The sequence below is a fragment of the Streptomyces canus genome (assembly GCF_041435015.1).
GTDB classification, from domain to species: Bacteria; Actinomycetota; Actinomycetes; order Streptomycetales; family Streptomycetaceae; genus Streptomyces; species Streptomyces canus_G.
Map to the genome: position 1 here is coordinate 4,821,806 of NZ_CP107989.1, position 20,195 is coordinate 4,842,000.

Consider the following 20,195-nt stretch of genomic DNA (forward strand, 5'->3'; position numbering starts at 1 on the left):
ATCACCGACGCACCGACCGATTACCTGGGGGTCCACATGAACGGCTCGCGCTACTTCCTCAACCCGCTCGCTCTCGGCTACCTGCTCGTCGTGGCCGCAGTCGTCGGCTGGGTCGGTGTGGACGCGCTGTTCGTCGAGCACGCCGACGCGAGCCTCGCCGGGGTCTGGGCGTTCCTGGTCACGGCACCGGCCTCACTGCTGTTCGTGATGCTGCCGGGCGCACTGGCGTGGGCCGGGATCGCCGTCGGGGCCGTGGTGAACGCGGCGGTGCTCGGGGCGGCGTACCAGAGCTTCACCAGCCGCCGCCTGCGCCCCACCGCCTGAACTACCCTTCCGTGACCGCCACTTGGGCCTTCCGCAGCTGCTCCTGCTCCGCCACGACGTCGATCTCCCGGATGAGGTCGCCGTCGAAGGCGAACCGGAGCAGCACGCGCAGCCGGCCCTCCTCCAGCATCGCCATCCCGACCTCGCCGTCGACGAGGACGAGGGCGGCGGACCGGGCCCGGCCCAGGGAGGCCATCGCGCCCTCGGCGACCGGGCGGGCACCCCGGACGAGAACGGGCTCGGGGGTCGGCACCACGGCCCGGTCGGCATGCAGCACCACGTCCGGGTGGAGCAGGGCGAGCAGGGCGTCGAAGTCGCCGCCGCGGGTGGCGGCGAGGTAGGCGTGCACGACCCGGTGCCGCCGTGAGGCGTCCGCGGTGGGCGCGGGGGCGCCCTTGACCCGGCGACGGGCCCGGCTGGCCAACTGCCGGGTGGTCGCCGGGGTCTTGTCGATCATCGGGGCGATCTCGTCGAACGGCACCTGGAACATGTCGTGCAGCACGAACGCGAGCCGTTCGGCGGGCGCGAGCGTGTCGAGGACGATCAGCAGGGCGAGGCCCACCGAGTCGGCGAGGAGCACCTCCTCCTCGGGGTCGACGGCACGCGCCGCCGCGGCCGGGATCCGGTCGGCCGCCAGTTCCTCCTCGCGGCGGGCCTCCCGCGCCCGCAGCAGGTTGAGGCAGACCCGGGCGACGACCGTGGTCAGCCACCCGCCCGGGTTCTCCACGCCGGAGGTGTCCGCGCGGTCGATACGCAGCCAGGCATCCTGGAGGGCGTCGTCGGCCTCGCCGAGCGAGCCCAGCATGCGGTGCGCGACGGCCCGCAGCCGGGGCCGGTGCTCCTCGAACTGCGCGGCCATCCAGTCCCGTTCGGGCATGACGCCGACCCCTCCCCCGGTTCCCCCTGAACACCCTGGACGCACCCTAGAGCACTGGGTCGACCGACCGGCCGCTGAACAGACCGGTGGGACAGGGGACTCCGGCCCGCCGGCCGGAGTCCCGTCAGAACACGGGCGTGCCGCCCTGCGTCAGCTTCCAGTTGGTGACCGCGAAGTCCTTCGGGTCCAGCGTGGCCTTCGAGGTCACGTAGTCGATCATCAGCTGGCGGATCTCGTTGGTGGAGCTGTAGGCGATGTCCGCGGCGGCGATGTGCGGGTAACCGGAGCCGCCGTTGGCGCGGTAGTTGTTGACGGCGACGACGAAGACCTGGTCGTCGGTGACCGGAGTCCCGTTGTAGGCCAGGTTCTTGATCCGCGAGCCCTCCGCCTGCGCGATGTCGATGTCGTACGAGACACCCGCGGCGGTGTCGTACATGTAGTCCCAGAAGCTGTTGGCGTTGGTCAGCGTCGAGGTGTCCACGGCCGTGCCCGCCGGCACCTGGTGGTAGTACTTCGCCGCGTACTCCAGGTAGTCCTTGAGCTGGGCGCCGGTGAGCTTCTTGCCGTAGAGGGTGTTGTCGTAGATGTAGAGCCCGGCGATGTCCTTGATGGTGACGCTACCCGCGGGGATGTCGGCGGTGCGGGAGAAGGGCGCGGCGACCGAGATCAGCGGGAGGGCCGCGTCGGAGGCCGACAGGCCCGCCTTGACGGTGTCCATCTGGACCTGGTGGATGAAGTCCATGATCGGGACGTCCTTCCAGCAGGAGTCCGCCGCGGAGAGGTCCTCGGTGCAGGTGCCGACGGGCGTGTTGACGTACTTCACGACCAGCTCGTGGTCGGCCTCCAGGAGCTTCTTGATCTCCGGGTCCTCGTCGACCGTGTGGGGGTTCAGGGTCTGGGCGGTCTTCTTGGTCACCTTCCACTGCCTGCGCACGAGCTCCAGCTCGAAGTCGAAGACGCTGAGCCGGTAGCCCCAGCAGTACGGCTCGGACAGCAGCACGTCCTCGCCGGTCTCCTCGTTCTTCACGGTGTACGACGGCACCTCGACGTGGGTGTGGCCGACGAGGATCGCGTCGATGCCGGGGACCTGCTGGGCGACGAGGTTCGAGGCGTTCTCGACGTACGGCAGCTCGTCGCCGTACGACGAGGAACCGTCGAGCCCCGAGTGGTCGGTCAGGAAGACGACGTCACAGCCGAGCGCGCGCAGCCGGGGCACGTACTTCTTCGCCTGCTCGACCAGGCCCGGGAAGACCATCTTCCCGCTGACGTTGTCCTTGTCCCACAGGGCGATTCCGGGGTTGGTGAGGCCGAGGATGCCGACCTTGATGTCGGGGGCGCCCGGCACACAGATCCGCTTCACGGTGTACGGCTGGAAGGCGGGCTTCAGCGTCTTCGCGTCCAGGGCGTTGGCGGCAAGGAGCGGGAAGCGGCACTGGCTCTCGAACTTCCTGAGCACCTCGATGCCGTAGTTGAACTCGTGGTTGCCGAGGGCGGCGGCGTCGTAGCGCATGTAATTCATGGCGACGGCCATCGGGTGCTTCGGCGCACCCTTGTCGGTGATGGGCTGCACGCGCGCGAAGTAGTACGCCAGGGAGGTGCCCTGGATGATGTCGCCGGCGTCGACGAGCAGGACGTGCTCCTCGCCCTTGGCGGCGCGCTGCTGCTTGATGAGGGTGGCGACCCGGGCGACACCGACGGAGTTGCCCTTGGTGTCGGAGTAGGCCTTGTCCAGGTAGTAGTCCCAGTCGAAGACGTGGCTGTGCAGGTCGGTGGTGCCGAGGACGGAGAAGGACCAGGTGCGGTTCTTCTTCGCCGGCTTCTGCTCGGCGGCCTGGGCGGCGGGAGCTCCCGCCGTCCCCGCGACGGCCACGGCCGCACCGGTGACGGCCGACTTCTTCACGAACGCTCGACGGTTCAGGGGACTGACGGGCATGGAAGGGCTCCTGGAAAGGGGGAGGGAGGAGAGACGGAACTACCCGCGTAGATAGTCCCGTCCCGCCGGTTGCCCACGGAACCAGGAGCAAGCCATGGGCCGGTCAAGGAAGTCCATGACCGGCCCAACAGCCTTCGAGCAAAAGGGATTTACAGGAACGAGTTGACCTCGATCGTCTCGTCCCGGCCCGGGCCCACGCCGATCGCGGAGATCGGGGCGCCGGACATCTCCTCCAGCGCCTTCACGTAGTCCTGGGCGTTCTTCGGCAGGTCGGAGAAGGACTTCGCCTTGGTGATGTCCTCGCTCCAGCCCGGGAGGTACTCGTAGACCGGCTTCGCGTGGTGGAAGTCGGTCTGGGAGTACGGGAGCTCCTCGACGCGGCGGCCGTCGATCTCGTACGCGACACAGACCGGGATCTGCTCCCAGCCGGTGAGGACGTCGAGCTTGGTGAGGAAGAAGTCGGTGAGGCCGTTGACGCGGGTCGCGTACCGGGCGATCACCGCGTCGAACCAACCGCAGCGACGGTCACGGCCGGTGGTGACACCCCGCTCACCGCCGATGCGGCGCAGCGCGTCGCCGTCCTCGTCGAACAGCTCGGTCGGGAACGGGCCCGAGCCGACCCGGGTCGTGTACGCCTTGAGGATGCCGATGACCCGGCTGATCTTCGTGGGGCCGACGCCCGCACCCGTGCAGGCACCGCCCGCGGTGGGGTTGCTGGAGGTGACGAAGGGGTACGTGCCGTGGTCGATGTCCAGGAGCGTGCCCTGGCCACCCTCGAACAGGACGACCTTGTCCTGCTCCAGGGCCTGGTTGAGCACCAGGACCGTGTCGGCGACGTAGGGCTTGAGCCGGTCCGCGTAGCCCAGCAGCTCCTCGACGACCTGCCCGACCTCTATGGCGCGGCGGTTGAAGACCTTGGTCAGGAGCTGGTTCTTGCCGTCGAGGGCCGCCTCGACCTTCTGGGTCAGGATCGACTCGTCGTACAGGTCCTGGATGCGGATGCCCACGCGATTGATCTTGTCGGCGTAGGTCGGTCCGATGCCGCGCCCCGTCGTGCCGATCTTGCGCTTTCCGAGGAAGCGTTCCGTCACCTTGTCGACGGTGACGTTGTAGGGCGTGATGATGTGGGCGTTGCCGCTGATCAGGAGCTTGGAGGTGTCGACGCCGCGGTCGTTCAGTCCGTTCAGCTCGGAGAACAGGACCGACGGATCGACGACGACACCGTTGCCGATGACCGGGGTGCACCCCGGAGACAGGATTCCGGAAGGGAGGAGGTGGAGGGCGTACTTCTGATCGCCCACGACTACCGTGTGGCCGGCGTTGTTGCCGCCCTGGTAGCGCACCACATAGTCCACCGAGCCACCGAGCAGGTCGGTTGCCTTTCCCTTGCCTTCGTCACCCCACTGAGCACCGAGCAGCACAAGTGCGGGCACGCGCGTACACCCCTTCCGGGCGGGGCATGTCCAAGGTCGGGGGCGTACGCGTACGGTTCCTCCGTCGCGTGCACCACGGCCGTCGTCGGCCGCTGCCCGTCGAACCCGGATGCCCCGGAATAGACGAAGCCCCTGGCGCAATAGCGCAAGGGGCTCTTGCACAAAGATGCTACCCGAGGAAGCGAGGCATGGCCGAGGTGGCGACTTCCGCGACTTTTGATCACCTGCTGGTGGTGATCGACCCGGTCGCCCGGCAGACGGACGGCGAGTCCGTACGGATCGTGAAAGACGTGCTCAGCGCGGGTGCGGCGACGAAGGTGTGTCTGCCGGACGGGCCCGAGGAGTTCGCCCGGGCGCTGGCGCGGCGCGGCTCGCGGCGGCCGGTGGTCGTCGGCGACGACCGTGCGCTGATGCGGGCGGTGGTGCTGCTGCACCGGCAGCGGGAGCTGGCCGAATGTGCGCTGTCGGTGGTGCCGGTGGGGTCGGTCCTGGGCGTCGCCCATGCCCTCGGGGTGCCGACGGGGGCAGTGGCGGCCGCACGGGCGGTCCTGGACGGGGCCGAGCGGCGGCTGGACATGCTGGTGGACGACAGCGACGGGGTGGTCCTCGGCGCGCTGCGGATACCCGCGCTGGTCGCCCGGGAGGAGCCCGTGGAGGGCGCGCGGCCCTGGCTGCGGACCTGTCAGTCGCTCGTACGGACCCTGGTGCCGGCCCGTCCCGCCCGGGAGACCGCGCCTGCCCTTCCGGGGCCCTCGCGGCTGCGGGTGGAGGTCGACGGGGTCACGCTGGTGGACCTGGACCAGCCCCTGGAGGCGGTCTCGGTGACCCCCGGCTCCGGCAACGGCCTGGCCTCCGTGGAGGTACGCCCGCTGTCGGTGGGCGCGGAGGCGTCCCCACTGCTGGCCACCGGCAGGACGGTGACCGTCACCGGGGCGGATTTCCGCTACCGGGCGGACGCGGGGGTGGCGGGACCGGTACGGAGACGGACATGGACGGTGCGGGAGGGGGCGTTGGGGCTGGTGTTGCCGGGGCGGTGAGGGGGAGCCAGGGGAAGCCACCATGTGCCCCCCGTCCTGGTCGGGGCTACCCCGGCAGTGCGTCCGTCTCGTCCTTCAGGGCCACCCCGGTCAGGCCCAGCTCCCTGGCCCTGGTCATCAGGCCCGCCAGCTTTTCCGCCGCCCCCGTGTACGACAGGCCCAGCGGTGGGCGGATGTTGGACAGGCAGTTGCGGTCGGCGTCCGTCGTCACTCCCGGGGTCGGCCGGTACGTCAGATACGCGCCCAGGGAGTCCGCCGCCGACATACCGGGCCGTTCACCGACCAGGACGACGACCATCGCGGCGCCCATCGCCTGCGCGACGTCGTCGCCGAGGGCCACGCGGGCCTGTTCGGCCAGGACGACGGGAGCGAGGCGCCAGTCCTCGAGGCGGGCCGCCGTCTCCCGCACCACCGCCGCCGCGTGCTCGTGCACCGCCCGGCTGGACAGCCCGTCGGCGACCACGAAGACCGCGTCCCACTCCCCCGCGGGCAGATGGGCCCGGTCCAGGGGGTCGAGGCGGCGGCCCAGGTCCGGTCGCTGGAGGTAGGTGAGCCGGTCCGGAGCCGAGCTGCGCACCCGTACCGTCGGCGTCCCGGCCAGCCCCGCCGCGATCACGTCGGGCTCGAACGGCGAGTGCACGGCGTCCCGGGCGGCCGCGTGCGCCGCCTGCAGTTCCAGGCGGTGCCGGGTGGGGAGCGCGGAGCCGGCGCGGCCGAGGCCGATGCGGGCCTGGGTGCGCTGCCGCAGCGACGACCACAACTCGCTCGTCTGTACGGCCACTTCACTCACGCCGCCAGCTCCTTCCCGATGGCAGTCAGCGGGTGGGCCGCTCCGGTCGTCTCGCGGATCCCGCCCTTCTCGTCCAGCAGCCCGATCGAGTCGAGCCAGCTCTCGAACTCCGGTGCCGGGCGCAGCCCCAGGACCTCCCGGAGGTACAACGCGTCGTGGTACGAGGCGGACTGGTAGTTGAGCATGATGTCGTCGCCGCCCGGGGTGCAGATCACGAAGGACGCGCCGGCCACGCCGAGCATCGTGAGCATCGTGGCGATGTCGTCGTCGTCCGCGTCGGCGTGGTTGGTGTAGCAGATGTCCAGCCCCATGGGCAGGCCGAGGAGTTTGCCGCAGAAGTGGTCCTCCAGGGCGGCGCGCAGGATCTGCCGGCCGTCGTAGAGGTACTCCGGGCCGATGAAGCCGACGACGGTGTTCACGAGCAGCGGGTCGTAGCGCCGCGCCACCGCGTACGCCCGGGCCTCCACCGTCTGCTGGTCCACCCCGTGGTGCGCGCCCGCCGACAGAGCGCTGCCCTGCCCGGTCTCGAAGTACATGACGTTGTGGCCGACCGTGCCCCGCTCCAGGGCCAGGGCGGCCTCGTACGCGTCGTCGAGCAGCCCCAGCGTCACCCCGAAGGACGCGTTCGCCGTCTGCGTCCCCGCGATCGACTGGAAGACCAGGTCCACCGGGGCGCCCCGGGACATCAGGTCCACGCTCGTCGTGACATGGCACAGCACACAGGACTGGGTGGGGATCGCGTACCTCTGGATCACCCCGTCGAGCAGTTCCAGCAGGTCCCGTACCGCCTTGGGGCTGTCGGTCGCCGGGTTGATGCCGATCACCGCGTCGCCGGAGCCCAGCAGCAGTCCGTCGAGGAGGGCCGCCGCCACGCCCGCCGGATCGTCGGTGGGATGGTTGGGCTGGAGCCGGGTCGCCAGCCGTCCCGGCAGCCCGATCGTCGAGCGGAACGCGGTGACCACGCGCACCTTGCGGGCCACCGCGACCAGGTCCGCGTTGCCCATCAGCTTGGAGACCGCGGCGACCATCTCGGGCGTGAGGCCGGGCGCGAGGGCGGCCAGCGCCCCCGCGTCGGCTCCGGGAGACAGCAGCCACTCCCGGAACTCGCCCACCGTCAGCCCCGCCACCGGCGCGAAGGCGGCCGTGTCGTGCGTGTCGAGGATCAGCCGTGTCACGTCGTCCGTCTCGTACGGGATCAGCGGCTCGGCCAGGAACTCCGCGAGCGGCACGTCCGCCAGCGCCCAGCGCGCGGCCACCCGCTCCTGTTCGGACGCGGCAGCGAGTCCCGCGAGCCGGTCGCCGGAACGTTCGGGACTCGCGGCGGCGAGCAGACGGGCGAGGGTGTCGAAGCGGTGGTGTCGACCGCCGAGAACGGACGTGTAGCTCATGCCGACGACGCTACGAGCCGCGTGTTGCCGCCAGATTTCTAAAGGTCTGGTTGACAAACATTTAACGCCCCGAGACCCTTGCTCGACTTATTCGGGCTACAGAGTTCCGGTTCGGCACGTAGTGGACGGACAAGGAGAGGGGCCACCCGATGGCAGTGGACGAGGGAGTCGCCCCGGCGGCCGGGACGGACGAGGAAGGCACGGTTCACCGGCTGAAGCCCAACGCCATCGGCCTGCTCGGCGTGGTCTTCATGGCCGTGGCGACCGCCGCGCCGATCACCGCGATGACGGGCAACGTGCCCTTCATGGTGTCGGCGGGCAACGGCATCGGCGCGCCCGCGAGCTATCTCGTCGCAATGGTCGTCCTGGCAATCTTTTCGGTCGGCTTCACCTCGATGGCGAAGCACATCACCTCGACCGGCGCCTTCTACGGCTTCATCTCCTACGGCCTGGGCCGCACGGCGGGCCTCGCCTCGGGACTGCTCGCCACCTTCGCGTACGTCGTCTTCGAACCGGCGCTCATCGGCATCTTCTCGACGTTCGCGACGGGGACGCTGAAGGACCAGACCGGGGTGCACATCCCCTGGTGGGCGTTCGCGGTCCTGATGCTCGCGGTCAACGCGATGGGCACCTGGTTCGGTGTCTCGGTCGCCGAGAAGCTCCTCGTCGTCCTCCTGGCCACCGAGGTGACGATCCTCGCCGCGATGGCGGTCTCGGTCGCCATCCACGGCGGCGGCCCGAACGGCTTCAGCCTCGACCCCGTCAACCCGGTCAACGCCTTCAAGGGCACGTCCGCCGGTCTCGGCCTCTTCTTCGCCTTCTGGTCGTGGGTCGGTTTCGAGTCGACGGCGATGTACGGCGAGGAGTCCCGCAACCCGAAGAAGATCATCCCCAAGGCGACGATGATCTCCGTCCTGGGCGTCGGCGTCTTCTACGTCTTCGTCTCCTGGATGGCCATCTCGGGCACCGGCGAGTCCAAGGCCGTCGAGGTCGCCACCGCCAACCCGCTGCAGCTCTTCTTCGGCCCGACCGAGCAGTACGTCGGCCACTGGGCGGTCGACGTCATGCAGTGGCTGATGATCACCGGCTCGCTGGCCTGCGGCATGGCCTTCCACAACTGCGCCGCACGCTACATGTACGCGCTGGGCCGCGAGGGCGTCCTGCCCTCGCTGAAGCACACGGTCGGCCGCACCCACCCCCGGCACGGCTCTCCGCACGTCGCGGGCCTGGTGCAGACGGTCGTGACCGCCGTACTCCTGCTGGCGTTCTGGGCGGCCGGCAAGGACCCGTACAGCGGCACGTACGTCCTGCTCGCCATCCTCGGCACCATGGCGATCCTGATCGTGCAGGCCGTGTGCTCCTTCGCGGTGCTGGCGTACTTCCGCACGCACCACCCGGAGAGCCGGCACTGGTTCCGGACCCTCACGGCCCCGCTGGTCGGCGGCATCGCCATGCTCGCCGTGGTCGTCCTGCTGGTCTCCAACATGGGCGCGGCGGCCGGCACGGAGTCCGGTTCGCTGGTGCTGAAGGCCACGCCGTGGCTGGTGGCGGCCGTCGCGGCGCTCGGCATCGGGTACGCGCAGTACCTGAAGCGGCGGTCGCCCGAGCGGTATCTGCTGCTGGGGCGGACGGTGCTGGAGGAGACCAAGGAACGCTAGGTGCCGAAGAGCTTGGCGCGGTGGGCCGTCCACCGCTCCATCATCTGGGCGACGTCCTTCTCGATGAACTCGAAGAACGCGAGGGTCTCGGCCAGCCTGTGTCCCGCCGGAGTCTCGGCGCCCAGGCTGGCCACCCCCTCGCGCAGGGCGTCCTCCCAGCGTTTGATGATCGCCTCGCGGTTGGTGAGCGCCTGGTACCACTGGTCGGAGTGGACCCGGTACCGCTCCCGCCGCGAGCCGGGCTCCCGCTCGCGCGACAGCATGTGCACCTGCGCCAGGTAGCGCACCGCCCCGGACACGGCCGCTGGGCTGACCTGGAGTCGCTGGCCCAGTTCGGCGGAGGTCAGGGCTCCGCTGTCGGACGCGAGCAGCGCCGAGAAGACCCGGGCCGGCATACGCGACAGCCCCGCCTCGACGAGCTGCGCCGCGAAGCGCTCCACGAACCGTGAGACCGCCTCCGGGTCCCGCTCCACCGCATCCGTCATGGTCACCACCCTAACGGGGCTTCATACGCTTCCTTAACTTCACAAAATTCTGAAGGAAGCGTACGTTCTGAAGCATGACGAAGGCAATCACGGTCTCCGGGCTCCACAAGTCGTTCGGGAAGACCCACGCCCTCGACGGCCTCGACCTGGACGTCGAGACCGGCGAGGTGCACGGCTTCCTCGGCCCCAACGGCTCCGGCAAGTCCACCACCATCCGCATCCTGCTCGGCCTGCTGCGCGCCGACTCCGGCGCCGCGCAGGTGCTCGGCCGCGACCCGTGGGCCGACGCGGTCGAGGTGCACCGCCGGATCGCCTACGTCCCGGGGGACGTGACGCTGTGGCGCAACCTCTCCGGCGGTGAGGTCATCGACCTCTACGGCCGTCTGCGCGGAGGTCTCGACGCCAAGAGGCGAGCCGACCTGATCGAACGCTTCGAGCTGGACCCCACCAAGAAGGGCCGCACCTACTCGAAAGGCAACCGCCAGAAGGTCGCCCTGGTCGCCGCGTTCGCCTCGGACGTGGACCTGCTGATACTGGACGAGCCGACCTCGGGCCTGGATCCGCTGATGGAGGAGGTCTTCCAGCGCTGTGTCGAGGAGGAGCGGGACCGCGGCCGCACGGTCCTGCTGTCGTCCCACATCCTCAGCGAGGTAGAGGAGTTGTGCGACCGGGTGAGCATCATCCGGCGCGGCCGCACGGTCGAGACGGGCTCCCTCGCCGACCTGCGCCACCTGACCCGCACCAGCGTCACGGCCGAACTCGCGGGCGCCCCCAACGGGTTGGCACAGCTGCCGGGCGTCCACGACCTCGACGTCCAGGGCCATCGGGTCCGGCTGCAGGTGGACACGGAGCAACTCGACGCGGTGCTGAGGCAGTTGAGCGAGTCCGGAGTGCGCTCGCTGACCTCGACGCCGCCGACGCTGGAGGAACTGTTCCTGCGGCACTACCAGGACGAGGAGGCCACGTCATGACCTCCCTGGTGGGCACGGGCGTCCTGCTCCGCTTCAACCTGCGCCGCGACCGGCTGATGATCCCGGCGTGGGTGGCGGTGAACACCCTGATGGTCCTGTCGATGCCGAACACCCTCAGGGGCCTGTACGGCACCGAGGCCGAGCGCGCCGACCTGCTGCACCAGGTGGCCACCAACTCCTCCTTCCGCGCGCTGATCGGCCCCGTCTTCGACGACTCCCTCGGCGCCCTCACCGCCTGGCGCGTCGGCGTCTACGCGGGGGCGCTCGCCGCCGTCACCGGTCTCCTGGTCGTCGTACGCCACACCCGTGACGAGGAGGAGTCCGGCCGGCAGGAGTTGATCGCCTCCGGTGTGGTGGGCCGCCGCGCCTCACTGACGGCCGCGCTGCTGGCGGCGGCGGTGGCGAGCGGTGTGCCGGCCCTGCTGGTGACGGCGGGTCTGGCGGGCCAGGGAGTGGTGGGCGCGCTGGCGTTCGGCCTGGGGCTCGCCGCCGTGGGCATGCTCTTCGCCACGACGGCGGCGATCGTCGCGCAACTGACGGAGAGCGCCCGGCTGGCGCGGGGCCTGACGGCGGCAGTACTGGGCCTGGCCTTCGTGCTCAGGGCGTCGGGGGACTCGGCGTCCACCGACGGGTCGTCCGTCCTGACCTGGCTGTCGCCGCTCGGGTGGCTGTCGCAGTTGCGCCCCTTCGCGGGTGAACGCTGGTGGGTGCTGCTGCTGTTCGCGGCGGCGATCGCGGCCCAGGGTGCGCTGGCCTACGTCCTCGCGGGACGCAGGGACGTGGGCATGAGCTTCGTGCCGACGCGCCCGGGACCTCCTGTCGGCCGCCTGGGCACGTCGGGCGGGCTGGCCTGGCGGCTGCAGCGGGGCGCCGTGCTCGGCTGGTCGGTCGGCTTCTTCCTGGCCGGGGTGGTCTACGGCGGTCTGACGGACGGCGTGGCCGACCTGGTGGGCGACAACGAGAAGGCCCGCGAGATCTTCGAGCGGATGGGCGGACAGTCCGGGATCACGGATGCCTTCCTCGCCTCGATGACCGGGATGCTGGGGCTGGTGGCCACGCTGTACGTCGTCGCGTCGGTGCTGCGGCTGCACGGCGAGGAGACGTCGATGCGGGCGGAACCGGTGCTGGCGAACGCGGTGGGCCGCCTGCGGTGGGCCTCGGGCCACCTGGTGATCGCCTTCGGAGGCTCCGCGCTCATCATGCTGCTCGCGGGTCTCGGCTTCGCCGTGGGCTACGGCAAGGAGGTCGGCCCCGTCCTGGGCGCGTGCCTGGTGCAGGTGGCCGCGGTGTGGGTGGTCGGCGGCCTGACGGTCCTGCTGTACGGCCTGGCCCCGCGCGTCGCTCCCCTGGCCTGGGGAGTCGCCGGGGCGGTGCTCCTGATCGGCTGGGTCGGCCCGGCGTTGGACGTCCCGCAGACCGTCCTGGACCTCTCCCCCTTCGGCCACCTGCCGAAGCTGCCGGGAGGAGAGATGGAGTGGGGGCCGGTGCTGGTGCTGCTCGTTGTTGCGGCGGTCCTGGTAACGGGGGGCTTGGCGGGGTTGCGGCGCCGGGACATGACGACCTGAACCACGGGCCGGGAACGCTCGTCCCTTCAGACATGAAACGGCATGGGGACGGATTGACCTGCGGGGGCTGTGCGCTGTCGGCGGCGGGGGCGACAGCGGCCCCGCTGCTGTGGCTGTCGATGCCCCGCACCCAGCGCCACCTGGGCGGCGGCTTCGAGAACGAGGGCATGGACCTCACGGTCCTGCTGACGGAGCTGCCCCTCGTGATCCTCGGGGGAGCGTTCCTGCCCCTACTCGCCCTCACTGTGTCGGCCCGGCTGCGGGAACGGCGACGGAATGCGCGCTGAGCGACTGGGGGTCAATCGACGTACTGCTTGAGTTTCTCGGTGTCGAGTTCGATGTCGAGGGGCTGGGGGAGCAGGAGCTGCACGCCGAAAGGCACAGTGCGGCTGTCGCGGTAGCCGACACCCGGATCCGGGTCGCTGTACAGCTTTACCGTGCAGGCGTTGCGGTCGATCAACAGGTAGAACGGGATACCCGCCGCCCCGTACGCGACGGGCTTCTCCTGGCGGTGACGCCGGTCGGTGTCGGAGTCGTACGACGTGACCTCGAGCACCAGGAGCACACCGCTCGGGTCGGCCCACTCACCGTGTCCGGCGAAGTGATCCTCGGGCACCAGCACCGCGTCGGGACGGGCCCGGCCCTCGCGGTACTTCTCGACCCTCAGACCCTGCCCCTGGTACAGGTCCAGATCGGGCCTCGCACGCATGCAGCGCTTGCCCAGCCACACGATGACGCTGTTGTGGTCACCATCGGCCACCTTCTTGACCCCGATCCGCCCGTTGATGAACTCCAACCTGACGGCGTCGTCGGTCTCCTTGGCCGCGAAAGCGGCAATCCTCTCGAACTCCTCCACCGACATCTGGGGCGTCTGCACTGTGCGCTCTGCCATAACGGTGATGGTGCACCCCCTCTCAGGCTGTGGCCAGTGTGGCGAGCCTCAGACGAAGGGCGTGCCTGATCACCCGGTGATCAGCCGATCGAGTGATCACATCACCTCGACGCTCAGCCCCTCCAACCCCCGGATCACGAAGTTCGGCTTCCTCTGCGGCTCCGCCGTCAGGGTCAGCGTCGGGGCCTTCTCCAGTACGGCCGTCATGGAGGCGGCCAGTTCGATACGGGCCAGGGGTGCGCCGATGCAGTAGTGGATACCGGCGCTGAAGGAGATGTGCGGGTTGTCGGTGCGGGTGAGGTCGAGGCGCTCGGGGGTCGGAAAAGTGGCCGGGTCGTGGTTGGCGGAGCCGAAGAGCAGGGCGATCTCGGCGCCGCGCGGGATGGTGGTCCCGTCGACCTCGATCTCGTCCAGGACCCAGCGTTCGAAGAGCTGGAGCGGGGTGTCGTAGCGCATGAGCTCCTCGACGGCCCGGGGGACGAGGGAGTGGTCCGCGCGCAGTTCGGCGAGCTGGTCAGGGTTGCGGAACAGCGCCCACCAGCCGTTGACCGTGGCGTTCACGGTGGCCTCGTGGCCCGCGTTGAGGAGCAGGACGCAGGTGGAGATCATCTCCTGCTCGGTGAGCCGGTCGCCCTCGTCGTGGGCGGCGATGAGCCCCGAGATCAGGTCGTCCCCTGGCTCCTTGCGGCGCTCGGCGATCAGGTCGCGGAGGTAGTCGGAGAACTCGACCGACGCCCGTACCGCCCGCGCCGCCACATCCTCCGGCGGGTTCAGCTCGTACATTCCGCAGATGTCCGCCGACCAGGGCCGCAGCGGAGCCCGGTCCGACTCGGGGATCCCCAGCATCTCGGCGATCACGGCGACGGGCAGCGGCTCGGCGACATCGGTGAGCAGATCACCGCCGCCCTCCGCGACGAGCCGGTCCACCAGCTCACCGGCCAGCTTGGTCACATACGGCCTCAGCTGCTCGACCGTGCGCGGGGTGAACGCCTTCGACACCAGGCGCCGGATCCGGGTGTGGTCCGGCGGCTCCAGGTCGAGCATCCCGTGGTCGTTGAGCGTGTGGAACGGCTCGTGCGCGGCGGGCGGCGCGGTTCGCCCGAAGTCCTCGTGCGTGAACCGGTGCTGATACGTCCGCCCGAGCCTGCGGTCCCTGAGCAGCGCGGAGACGTCCGCGTGGTGCGGGACGAGCCACTGGTTCGTGGGCTCGTAGTACTGCACACGGCCGTGGGCGCGGAGCTCGGCGTAGGCGGGGTAGGGGTCGGCGAGAAACGCCGGGTCCCAGGGATCGAAGGCTGCCATGCGGGGACGCTAGCCCGGGAGGCGGCCTTCTGACCAGGGGTGACGCTGTCCGCTCCGGTGGCGGGCCGACACCCTCCCGGGGACCGGCGGCGCGGGGAGCAGGGCCGGCCGCTGGGTAGGGTCCGGTTGTGAGTCGGGATACGGCGTGGCCGGGCGAGGTGTCCGAGGGCGAGACGAGGGGTGTCCCGTCGGCGCGGACGGCTCGGGCGCTCTGGGGCGGGTCGGCCGTCCTGGTACTCGGAGTGCTGGGCACGTCGCTGATCGCCGTCGGCGCCGGAACGGGCGGGCGCCTGGCCGTGGCTCTGGTTCTGGTGGTCGTGCAGGTCTGCGCCCTGCGGTGGGTGCTGCGCCACCCGGTGGCCGTGCTGGGCACGGGCGTGGTCACGGGTGTGGTGGTGTGGGCGCTGTTTCCCGCGGTGACGTTGACAGGGGCACTGCTGGCGGCGCAGGTCGCCCTGTGCGTGCTGTCGGCCGCACGGCCGAGGCGGGTGTCGGTGACGGCGCTGGCGGGGATGTGCGTTCTGGCTCCGCTCGCATTCGTCGTCGGCGGACCGGGCGTCGTGTCGGCGTTCCTGCCCGCCGTGCTCCTGGCGTGGACCGCGGGACAGTGGCGCAGGGCGCAGCGGGCCCGGGCCGCGGCGGAGACGCGGCGGGCGGTGGCGGAGGAACGCGCGCGGATCGCACGGGAGGTGCACGACGTGGTGGCCCACACGCTGTCGGTGATGGTGATTCAGGCGGGCGCCGCCGACGACGTCTTCACCGCTCGCCCCGAGCAGGCCCGTCAGTCCCTGCGGGCGATCGAGAGCGCCGGGCGGTCGGCACTGGACGAACTGCGGCTGCTGCTGCGGGCGTTCCGGCCCGAGGCCGGGGATCCGGACGCGGAGGAGCGGACCCCGCGGCCGGGTCTGGCCCGGCTGGACGAACTGGCCGAGGCCGTGCGCGCGGCGGGCGTGACGGTGTGCCTCCACCGGGAGGGCGTTCCGGACGGCCTGCCGGCGGCGGTCGACCTGGCCGCGTACCGGATCGTCCAGGAGTCCCTGACCAACACCTTGCGGCACGCCGGCGGCGCCGACGAGGTGCGCCTGACGGTGACGGCCGACGGGGAGCGGATCCGGATCACCGTGGCCGACAACGGCCGTATGCCGTCGGGTCGATCCGCCGGGGCGGGCGCGGGGCGCGGTCTGGTGGGCATGCGGGAACGGGTCCGGATGCTCGGCGGGAGCCTGCGCGCCGGGCCCGCGCCCGGGGGCGGGTTCGTGGTGGAGGCGGAGCTGCCGACGGAGTACGCGTCATGACCCTTCGCGTGGTGGTGGCCGACGACCAGGCCCTGGTGCGTACCGGCTTCCGGATGATCATCGACGCCCGGGACGACCTGGAGGTGGTCGGCGAGGCGTCCGACGGCCGGGAGGCCGTGCGGCTGACGCGGGAAGCCCGGCCGGACGTGGTGCTGATGGACGTACGGATGCCCGTCCTGGACGGCATCGAGGCGACCCGTCGGATCGTCGCCGACGGCAGTGCGGCCCGCGTGCTCGTGCTGACCACCTGGGACCTGGACGCGCACGTGGTGGCGGCCCTGCGTGCCGGGGCCAGCGGGTTCCTGCTGAAGGACATCCGGCCCGCCGAACTCGTGGACGCGATCCGCCTCACGGCCCGCGGGGACGCGCTGCTGGCCCCCTCGGTGACCCGCCGGGTCCTGGACCGGTTCCTGCGCACCGCGCCCGACCTGGAGCCGCCGCCGGGCCTGGAGAGTCTGTCCGGCCGGGAGCGGGAGGTGCTCACCCTGATCGGGCAGGCGCTGTCGAACGCCGAGATCGCCGCCCGGCTGGGCCTGTCGGAGGCCACCGTCAAGAACCACCTCACCGCGGTGCTGCGCAAGCTGGGCCTGCGGGACCGGGTGCAGGCGGTGGTCGCCGCGTACGATCACGGCCTCGTCCGGCCGCGAGGCACCTGATGTCCTCTTCGAAGTCCTCTTCGAAGTCCTCTTCGAGGTCGTCCTTAGGGAGGAGAGGCCGCGTCGCTCCTCCTGCGCTCCCAGAGCGGATCCGTTCCTGAGGCCGATCAGCGGCGGGACGCCCGGCCGTAGCGTCGACGGTATGACCGAGGCGCTCCACCACCGCATGTACCTGCTCGCCTACGACGAGGCGGCCATGGGTCCGTACGACCGCTCCCGGGCCGGGCTGCTCGTCCGGGCGGCCGTCCTGACCGAGCTCGCGCTGCGCGGGCGTCTGGTGGAGTCCGGTGATGGCGGCGTCACGGTGACCGGGACGGGATCGACGGGGGATCCCGTGCTGGACGGCGTGCTGCGCGAGGCCCGCGGGCAGGGCTGGAAGCGGCTGGTCCGGCGGCGTCGCCGGCGGACCCTGACAGCCGTAGAGGACCGGCTGGCCGCGCTGGGCCTCGTCAGCCTCCAGGCGTCCCGGACCGGCCGGGGCGGCCGGCGCGTGACCGTGTCGGACCCGGCCGCGCTCCGGGCGGTGCACGACCGCGTGTCGGCCGTGCTGCACGGCGACGCACCCGTCCAGGAGATCCCCGCCGCCGACACCGCCCTGTCGGCGCTGGCCACGGCCGGCAAGATCCGTTCGGTCCTCTCGCGGCGGGAGGCCCGAGCGCTGCGGGAGCGCGTCGACGCCTGCACGAGCCGCCTCGGCGTCCTCGCGCCCGGCCTGGAGAAGGCCGTTCGAGGTCTGAACACGACCATGATCGCAGCCCAGGGCGGGATGGGCGGCGGCTGACCGCGTCCGCGCGAACGGGGAGTCCCATGAGCATGCACCGTGTCCTGACCACCCTGGCCTGCACACTGGCCACCCTGACCGCCGTGCTCGCCACGGGCCGGCCCGCGCTGCCGACGCCGACGTCCACGCCGGCGTCGGCACAGCGGACGGACCGCGCGACGCCCGCTGTCGGCACGACGGTACGCACGCACGACGGCGTGCTGCGAGGCACCGCCCACGACGGCTACGACACCTTCGAGGGCATCCCCTACGCGGCACCCCCGGTCGGCCGGCTTCGCTGGGCACCACCCCGCCCCGCGCGGCCCTGGGCGGGGACACGGGACGCCACCCGGCCCGCGAGCGCCTGCCCGCAGCCGGCGGGCGAGGTACCCGGCGGCAGCACCGACGAGGACTGCCTGTACCTGAACGTCACCACGCCGGCCGGCACCGCCCCGCGGCACCCACGGCCGGTGATCGTCTGGCTGCACGGCGGCGGCTTCACCACCGGCGCGGGCAGCTCCTACGACGCACACCGCATGGCCACCCGTGGCGATGTCGTGGTCGTCACGGTCAACTACCGCCTCGGCGCCCTGGGTTTCCTCGCCCGGGCCGGCCTCCCGGGTTCCGGCACCTTCGGCCTGGCCGACCAGCAGGCGGCGCTTCGCTGGGTCAGGGCCGGCATCGGTGCCTTCGGCGGCGACCCGCGCCACGTGACGCTGGCCGGCGAGTCGGCCGGCGGCTACAGCGTCTGCGCCCAGCTCGCCTCGCCCGCCGCCGCGGGGCTCTTCGAACGCGCGATCATCCAGAGCGGTCCGTGCACCGGACGGCCCGACCGGCCGTTCGCCCCCTTCGCCGCCGCGCTGCCCGCGGCGCGTGAGACCGGCGCGCGGTTCGCGGCCGAGGTCGGCTGCTCCTCCGCCCGGGACACCATGGCCTGTCTGCGCGAGGTGAAGGTCTCCCGCCTGCTGGCCGCCCAGGAACTCGACCAACAGCCCGCCTACGCCACTCCGTTGCTGCCCCGCGACCCAGCGGCCGCCCTCGCCACCGGCCGCGTCCACCACGTGCCCGTACTCATCGGCAGCAACCACGACGAGGGCAACGGCTGGGCCGCCGGCATCGTGCAGGCCGGCAACCCGGTCACCCCCGAGACCTGGCCCGATGTCGTGGCCGCCTTCTTCCCCGACCCGGCCCGCGCAAGGGCGATCGTCCACGAGTACCCGGTGACGGGGCCGGACGGCGGCCCGGTGTTCGGCGCGGTCATCGGCGACGCCGACTTCGCCTGCCCCACCCTGCGCACCGGCGACCTGCTCAGCACCCGCGTACCCGTCTGGCGCTACGAGTTCGCGGACGAACACGCCCCGCCGCTCACCCCCGGCACCCCGCCGTTCCCCCTGGGAGCACCCCACGCCGCCGAACTCCCCTACCTGTACGACCTCGGCGGCCGCCCCCGCACGTTGACCCCGGCCCAGCGGCGCCTGGCCACCACCATGATCGACTACTGGACCCACTTCGCCCGCACCGGCACCCCCGACGCCCCCGCCGCCCCACCCTGGCAGCGTCGGAGCGTGCAGTCCCTGACCCCGGACCGCACCGGCCCGACCCGCACCACCGCCACCCGCCACCACTGCGCCTTCTGGAACGCCCTGCCCTGAACGGCGAGCGCGGCCGGCCGGTGAAGCCGGTGCGGAGCGCGGGGAGCCTGGTTGACCCTCGACCTTGTGCAGGGCCCAGAGTTCAGGGCGTGGAGAACGACATGCGCAGTATTGGCGAGATGGCTCGCGACAGCGGACTGGGCGTGAGCGCCCTGCGGTTCTACGACCGTGCCGGTGTGCTCGTGCCGGCCTGGGTGGATCCGGTGAGCGGTTATCGCTGGTACGCGCCCGGGCAACTCGAAGAGGCCCGGCTGCTGGCCCGCGTGCGCCGGGCCGGGATGCCGCTGGCGGACATCCGGCTGGTGCTGGCCAGTTGGTCCGGCACGGACACCGATCTGGTCCGGAAACTGCTCACGGCGCACCTGCGCCGCCTGGAACTGGGACTGTCCGACGCCCGCAGCGAGTTCTCCGCACTCCGAGCCCTACTCGATCAACGGGAGAACCTCATGACTTCGCTCCGTGTCGCCGCCGTCCGACTGACCATCGCGGCGCCCGAGCTGGCGGCCGCGCTGGACACCGTCCGTTTCGCGGCGAGCACCGACCCGGAACTGCCGATGCTCGGCGGGATCCTGTTCGACATCGAGGGCGAGAACCTCCATGTCGTGGCCACCGACCGGTACCGCCTGGCCGTCGCGAGGACTGCCGTCGACGGGCACGACGAGAGCCGGGTGCAGGTCATCGTCCCCACCCCGCTCGCCGACGCGATGCGCGCGCTGGCGCACGGCGAGGGATCCGTGCGGCTCTCCCTCGACGGGGACCGCGTGACACTGGAGGCCGGGGACAGGCAGGCTGCCGGCCAGTGCCTCGACCACGACTTCCCCGACTACCGTCGTCTCCTCCCCCAGGCCGGTGACCGCCGCGCCCTCGTCGAGGTCGCGGACTTCCGGGAGGCCCTGGAAACGGGTCCTGTCCGCCGCGACGAGACCGGAACGCATGACCTCAGCGTGCTCAGGGTGACGGATGACGGCACGGTGGTCCTCTGCGCCGACGGTGACGCCGACGACCCGGACCGCGTCGCAGTCAACCGTGAGTTCCTGCTGGACGCGCTGGCCGCCGGAGCCCGGGACCGGCTGGTCCTGGAGCTCACCGCCCCCACGGCGCCGATCGCGATCCGCCGCCCGGACGACGAGGGCAGCTTCTCGATCCTGATGCCGGTCCGCCTGGAGGACTGACGCCA

General features: G+C 71.4%; 19 protein-coding genes. 11 read left to right on the forward strand and 8 right to left on the reverse strand.

Going from position 1 to position 20,195, the window contains the following annotated elements; translation table 11 throughout:
* Positions 1 to 36 precede the first annotated feature (36 nt).
* A complete protein-coding gene (locus tag OG841_RS21820; protein WP_328643601.1) occupies positions 37 to 324 on the forward strand; it encodes an SCO4225 family membrane protein in 288 nt (95 codons plus the stop codon).
* A gap of 1 nt (position 325) precedes the next feature.
* On the opposite strand, the gene OG841_RS21825 is transcribed toward OG841_RS21820, so the two are convergent.
* From OG841_RS21825 to OG841_RS21835, 3 genes are all read right to left on the reverse strand, one after another.
* Positions 326 to 1,201, reverse strand: coding sequence for a sigma-70 family RNA polymerase sigma factor (locus OG841_RS21825; protein WP_328639967.1), 876 nt, complete (start codon positions 1,199 to 1,201; stop codon positions 326 to 328).
* A 124-nt stretch (positions 1,202 to 1,325) separates the two neighbouring features.
* Positions 1,326 to 3,134 (reverse strand): bifunctional metallophosphatase/5'-nucleotidase, encoded by a 1,809-nt coding sequence (locus tag OG841_RS21830; RefSeq protein ID WP_328639966.1) that lies wholly within the window; start codon positions 3,132 to 3,134, stop codon positions 1,326 to 1,328.
* 149 nt (positions 3,135 to 3,283) lie between these two features.
* Positions 3,284 to 4,567, reverse strand: coding sequence for an adenylosuccinate synthase (locus OG841_RS21835; RefSeq protein WP_328639965.1), 1,284 nt, complete (start codon positions 4,565 to 4,567; stop codon positions 3,284 to 3,286).
* Between the two features lie 188 nt (positions 4,568 to 4,755).
* On the opposite strand from OG841_RS21835, the gene OG841_RS21840 reads away from it, so the two are divergent.
* Entirely contained in the window at positions 4,756 to 5,604 is an 849-nt protein-coding gene (locus tag OG841_RS21840; RefSeq protein ID WP_328639964.1) for a diacylglycerol kinase family protein, read from the forward strand.
* A 46-nt stretch (positions 5,605 to 5,650) separates the two neighbouring features.
* Here OG841_RS21840 and eutC read toward each other — a convergent pair whose 3' ends face one another.
* Positions 5,651 to 6,394, reverse strand: a complete 744-nt coding sequence (gene eutC, locus OG841_RS21845) for an ethanolamine ammonia-lyase subunit EutC (protein WP_328639963.1) — start codon at positions 6,392 to 6,394, stop codon at positions 5,651 to 5,653.
* On the reverse strand, positions 6,391 to 7,782 hold the full coding sequence (locus OG841_RS21850) for an ethanolamine ammonia-lyase subunit EutB (RefSeq protein ID WP_328639962.1): 1,392 nt from the start codon (positions 7,780 to 7,782) through the stop codon (positions 6,391 to 6,393). The genes eutC and OG841_RS21850 overlap by 4 nt, the downstream gene beginning before the upstream one ends.
* Before the next feature lie 149 nt (positions 7,783 to 7,931).
* Here OG841_RS21850 and OG841_RS21855 point away from each other — a divergent pair, with 149 nt between their 5' ends.
* Positions 7,932 to 9,440: an APC family permease gene (locus OG841_RS21855; RefSeq protein ID WP_371566586.1), complete on the forward strand. Its 1,509-nt coding sequence runs from the start codon at positions 7,932 to 7,934 to the stop codon at positions 9,438 to 9,440.
* Here the strand turns inward: OG841_RS21855 and OG841_RS21860 are convergent.
* A complete protein-coding gene (locus OG841_RS21860; RefSeq protein WP_328639960.1) occupies positions 9,437 to 9,925 on the reverse strand; it encodes a GbsR/MarR family transcriptional regulator in 489 nt (162 codons plus the stop codon). The two genes, OG841_RS21855 and OG841_RS21860, sit on opposite strands and share 4 nt — an antisense overlap.
* 74 nt (positions 9,926 to 9,999) lie before the next feature.
* On the opposite strand from OG841_RS21860, the gene OG841_RS21865 reads away from it, so the two are divergent.
* The 3 genes from OG841_RS21865 to OG841_RS21875 are packed head-to-tail and all read left to right on the forward strand — an operon-like array spanning position 10,000 to position 12,748.
* A complete protein-coding gene (locus tag OG841_RS21865) occupies positions 10,000 to 10,896 on the forward strand; it encodes an ABC transporter ATP-binding protein (protein WP_328639959.1) in 897 nt (298 codons plus the stop codon).
* Positions 10,893 to 12,461 carry an ABC transporter permease gene (locus tag OG841_RS21870; protein ID WP_328639958.1) on the forward strand — a complete coding sequence of 523 codons (1,569 nt, stop codon included), beginning with the start codon at positions 10,893 to 10,895 and terminating at the stop codon, positions 12,459 to 12,461. Before OG841_RS21865 ends, OG841_RS21870 begins: the two co-directional genes overlap by 4 nt.
* 32 nt (positions 12,462 to 12,493) lie before the next feature.
* Entirely contained in the window at positions 12,494 to 12,748 is a 255-nt protein-coding gene (locus tag OG841_RS21875; protein WP_328639957.1) for a hypothetical protein, read from the forward strand.
* 11 nt (positions 12,749 to 12,759) lie between these two features.
* Here the strand turns inward: OG841_RS21875 and OG841_RS21880 are convergent, their stop codons facing one another.
* On the reverse strand, positions 12,760 to 13,362 hold the full coding sequence (locus OG841_RS21880; protein ID WP_328643600.1) for a Uma2 family endonuclease: 603 nt from the start codon (positions 13,360 to 13,362) through the stop codon (positions 12,760 to 12,762).
* Between the two features lie 87 nt (positions 13,363 to 13,449).
* Positions 13,450 to 14,655 (reverse strand): cytochrome P450, encoded by a 1,206-nt coding sequence (locus tag OG841_RS21885; protein WP_328639956.1) that lies wholly within the window; start codon positions 14,653 to 14,655, stop codon positions 13,450 to 13,452.
* A 128-nt stretch (positions 14,656 to 14,783) separates the two neighbouring features.
* On the opposite strand from OG841_RS21885, the gene OG841_RS21890 reads away from it, so the two are divergent.
* The 5 genes from OG841_RS21890 to OG841_RS21910 all read left to right on the forward strand — a co-directional run bounded on the left by OG841_RS21890 (position 14,784) and on the right by OG841_RS21910 (position 20,190).
* The gene (locus tag OG841_RS21890; RefSeq protein ID WP_371566589.1) at positions 14,784 to 15,950 is read left to right on the forward strand and encodes a sensor histidine kinase; all 1,167 of its coding nucleotides are present in this window, start codon (positions 14,784 to 14,786) and stop codon (positions 15,948 to 15,950) included.
* Positions 15,947 to 16,606 carry a response regulator gene (locus OG841_RS21895; protein ID WP_371566592.1) on the forward strand — a complete coding sequence of 220 codons (660 nt, stop codon included), beginning with the start codon at positions 15,947 to 15,949 and terminating at the stop codon, positions 16,604 to 16,606. Before OG841_RS21890 ends, OG841_RS21895 begins: the two co-directional genes overlap by 4 nt.
* Positions 16,607 to 16,748: 142 nt before the next feature.
* Positions 16,749 to 17,387: a GOLPH3/VPS74 family protein gene (locus tag OG841_RS21900; protein WP_371566596.1), complete on the forward strand. Its 639-nt coding sequence runs from the start codon at positions 16,749 to 16,751 to the stop codon at positions 17,385 to 17,387.
* Positions 17,388 to 17,413: 26 nt separating this feature from the next.
* Complete coding sequence (locus OG841_RS21905) at positions 17,414 to 19,018, forward strand: carboxylesterase/lipase family protein (RefSeq protein WP_371566599.1); 1,605 nt, start codon at positions 17,414 to 17,416, stop codon at positions 19,016 to 19,018.
* Positions 19,019 to 19,119: 101 nt separating this feature from the next.
* Entirely contained in the window at positions 19,120 to 20,190 is a 1,071-nt protein-coding gene (locus OG841_RS21910) for a MerR family transcriptional regulator (protein WP_371566602.1), read from the forward strand.
* The last annotated feature ends 5 nt before the right edge of the window (positions 20,191 to 20,195 follow it).